This window comes from Mesorhizobium salmacidum (SeqCode) (assembly GCF_037179605.1).
GTDB classification, from domain to species: domain Bacteria; phylum Pseudomonadota; class Alphaproteobacteria; order Rhizobiales; family Rhizobiaceae; genus Mesorhizobium; species Mesorhizobium salmacidum.
In genome coordinates this window covers 1-3,558 of the sequence record NZ_JAPYKS010000065.1, presented here as the reverse complement: position 1 = coordinate 3,558, position 3,558 = coordinate 1, and the positions used below count along the sequence as shown (strand labels likewise).

Here is a 3,558-nt window from a genome sequence, read left to right as displayed (position 1 = left end):
CACCGTAGCAGGCGGGGCGCATTACTCAACCGTCCTCGCGGACCTGAACGGCGACGGCAAGCTGGATCTCGTGGTGTCGAACGAGGACCGCACCACCAAGTCAGTGTTGCTCGGTAACGGCGACGGCACCTTCGGAGCTGCAACCAATTTCGCCGGAGGAGGAGACATTGCGGTCGGCGACTTCAACGGCGATGGCAAGCTCGATCTCGTCAGCGCCATAGACAGCGGTGCCACGATGCTCCTCGGCGACGGCCTTGGTGGCTTCGGCGCCGCAACACACTTCGCGGTCGGAACAAACCCATCTGGCGTCAGGACGGCCGACCTCAACGGCGATGGCAAGCTCGACCTGGCGGTCACCAACTACGGCTCCAACAGCATCTCCGTGCTGCTCGGGAATGGCGACGGCACCTTCGCGGCCGCGGTAAATATGCCAACAGGAACACAGCCGTGGAACGTTGCCATCGGCGACCTCGACGGCGTCGGGGGTGCCGACCTGGCGGTCACCAACTACGGCTCCAACAGCATCTCGGTGTTGCTCAACAACAGCACCGCCCTCAGCGCAGTCCAGCACACCACGGTCGCAGTCTCAGCCGTCAACGACGCGCCAACGATTAGTTCGAACGGCGGCGGCGACACGGCCGCAGTCACAATCGCCGAGAACAGCACGGCGGTGACGACGGTAACGGCCACTGACCCCGACACTGCCGGCCAGAGCCTCAGCTACGCGCTCGGTGACGGTGCTGACGCGGCCGCGTTTACGATCAACGCAACGACAGGGGCGCTCGCCTTTATCACGGCACCTGACTTCGAGCATCCGACCGACATAGGCGCCAACAACGTCTACGACGTGAACGTCCAGGTCTCGGACGGCTATGGCGGCATCGACACACAGGCGATTGCAGTCACTGTGAGTAATGTCCCCGGCGTGACAATCACTGGAACCAGTCAGGCAAACATACTAACCGGAACGGGGGAGGAGGATTTCATCTCCGGCCTGGCCGGCAACGATACGCTTCAGGGCTTGGCTGGAAACGATTTTCTCAACGGTGGCACGGGCCAGGACACGCTGATCGGCGGGACGGGTAACGACACCTATGTCGTCGACAACTCGGGCGACGCCGTGACCGAGAATTCCGGCGGGGGCGTAGACCTGGTCCAGTCCTCGATCAACTATACGCTAGGCAACAACGTCGAGAACCTGACGCTGACAGGGAACGCGAATCTCAACGGCACCGGCAACGCGGCCGACAATGCCGTCACCGGCAATACCGGGAACAACATCTTGGCCGGACTTGGCGGCGCCGACACCCTCGACGGCGGGCAAGGGATCGACACTGCAAGCTATGCGGCCTCGACAACCAGCGTGAACGTCAGCCTTGCGACCGGGCAAGGGAGTGGCGGCGATGCGGCCGGCGACACGCTGGTCCGCTTCGAGAACCTGACGGGCTCGGGTTTCAACGATATCCTCGAGGGCGATGGTGGTAACAACATTCTTGCCGGGGGAGCGGGTATCGACACGATATCCTACGACCACGCCGGAGCGAGCGTGACGGTTAGTCTTGCACTGACGAAAGCCCAGAACACGGGGGGCGCTGGGCAAGACACATTGTCGTCGTTCGAGAGCCTCACGGGCTCGGCGTTCAACGATGTTCTGACCGGATCGTCGGTGGCGAACGTGATCCTGGGCGGCAACGGCAATGACACGCTGAATGGTGGCGGGGGGGCAGATATTCTGACCGGCGGGTCAGGCGCAGACAAGTTTCTATTTTCGGCGATAGCTGACAGCAGCCCGGGCGCGGCGGACGTCATCACCGACTTCGTGCATGCCGCGGATCTCTTCGATATCTCGGCGATTGATGCGAACTCGAAGGCTAAGGGCGATCAGGCCTTTGCCTTCGCGGGCCATAACTCGAGCACCGTCGCCGACAGTGTGTCGTGGTTTGAAAACGGCGTTAACACGATCGTTCAAGCCGACGTAAATGGCGATACAACGGCGGACTTCACGATCATCTTGGCGGGAATCAACCATAATCTGACTGCGTTAGATTTCTTCCTTTAGTGCGACAAACTCGGCTCGCCGAGTACGCCCGCGCCGTATGTTTTATTTGTGCCGCCGAAAGGTCGTGATGTAGTTTGATGCCTGCTCGTACCAGGCTGCAATCTGGTAGTCAGATTGCCATCATTTCCAATCAGCAGTAATGGACATCCGTGGATTGCGGATGTATCGGTCGAGCACTCGCGCAGGACGGACAAGATAAATGAATTGCGGATCGTACCGGTCAGGTCAGTCCGCCAATCATCATTTCGAGGCTTTTGGTTCCGGATGACGCTGGCCTTGGTGTGCAGATCGCATTCCGCCCGGGTGTGCAGGCTCACCGCGCACCCTGGCGCCATGGTGCGATCGATCTTGTTCTGGTCGGCGACAGTCTTTCCCTGCGCGCCCGAAAGGCTGTTACCGAGGGCCGAGCGTAGCGGTGCTACACCGCTGACGCCCGTGTCGATGTATCAGAAGACCGACGAGCTGGTTGACCGCGTCACCGCCACCGAAAGCGCGGTCAGCAAGCTCAATGCCGATATGACCAGCGTCAAGGAAGTGACGGCCGAGGTTCGCTGGAAACGCACGGGCTTGGCGCTCTCGGCGTAACCGGCATGGCAGCCGCGGCCCTGGCCTCTCTCGTCATGGCATATTGCTCGGATATCTGGCGCGTGCTGCGGGGAGGGTGAATTTGGAAGGGCGTATGACTGTTCTTCGACAAACCAATCACAGTTCGTGTCGAGCGGCGCATCGCGCGGGCTGCGACCATCTTGCCGTCATCAAGTTCGGCGCACGAACGGACCGCGTACCCATCGCAACGGTGCGGTCCAGCGCCAGCTGCGCGACGCGAGAAGCGCGTTGCGTTCTGCGAGGAAAGCGTCCCGATCGCGGACCATCGCGTCACATTCGAGGCTGAGCTCGTGGTGAGCACGAACGATCGCATGGTGAGTGCGAACGACCGCCTCGTGATCTAAAATCCGCGCTCGAAGCTCCCCACGGAGATGTTCAGCCTCCGCCGTCGCTATGGCCAGAACATCACAGCTTTCGTTGAATGTCGTACGCACCAGGTCCAGTTGAGCGCGCAGTTCACGGCTTTCGCCGTCGACCGCCATGGAACGCAAAATCTCATATGCGGTCCGGATCAGAGGTGTGATGTCCGGATGGTTTCGCAACTCTTCGATGGAGGCTCTCTCGTGATGCAGGTCCTCGTTCAGGAACTTTTCAATCTCGATATCGGACTGGCTGGAAGGAGCCGGCCAGATGACCCCGGTTTCGTCAGCCGCATTGTTCAAATGCCGCCGCCAGTCGGTGCGGAAATCTTCGTGGCGCAAGAAATAACGTGGCATGTCTCGTGACTGGTGCTCCGCTTCGAGCACGTGCCTCAGCCAAAGCAGTAGTGATTTCGCCATCGGCGAGCCATCTCGCCGCTTCAACGACAGCGCGACCTCAAGAGGGTTGCGGATCGGCAGAAATGCGACCGTATCGACCTCCATCTCGGCCAAGATCGACGATATGAACGAGGC

At 60.7% G+C, this 3,558-nt stretch carries 2 protein-coding genes and 1 pseudogene; 2 read left to right on the top strand and 1 reads right to left on the bottom strand.

Annotation, left to right across the window (positions count from 1 at the left end; translation table 11 throughout):
• Both O7A60_RS31595 and O7A60_RS31590 read left to right on the top strand, forming a co-directional pair.
• Positions 1–2,059, top strand: a 2,059-nt coding sequence (locus O7A60_RS31595) for an FG-GAP-like repeat-containing protein (RefSeq protein WP_337109561.1), incomplete at its 5' end; no start/stop codon positions are given.
• 333 nt (positions 2,060–2,392) lie between these two features.
• The gene (locus O7A60_RS31590) at positions 2,393–2,644 is read left to right on the top strand and encodes a DUF1515 family protein (protein ID WP_337109560.1); all 252 of its coding nucleotides are present in this window, start codon (positions 2,393–2,395) and stop codon (positions 2,642–2,644) included.
• A gap of 170 nt (positions 2,645–2,814) precedes the next feature.
• Here O7A60_RS31590 and O7A60_RS31585 read toward each other — a convergent pair.
• A pseudogene (locus tag O7A60_RS31585) lies at positions 2,815–3,558 on the bottom strand (sulfotransferase family protein); the annotation flags it as partial.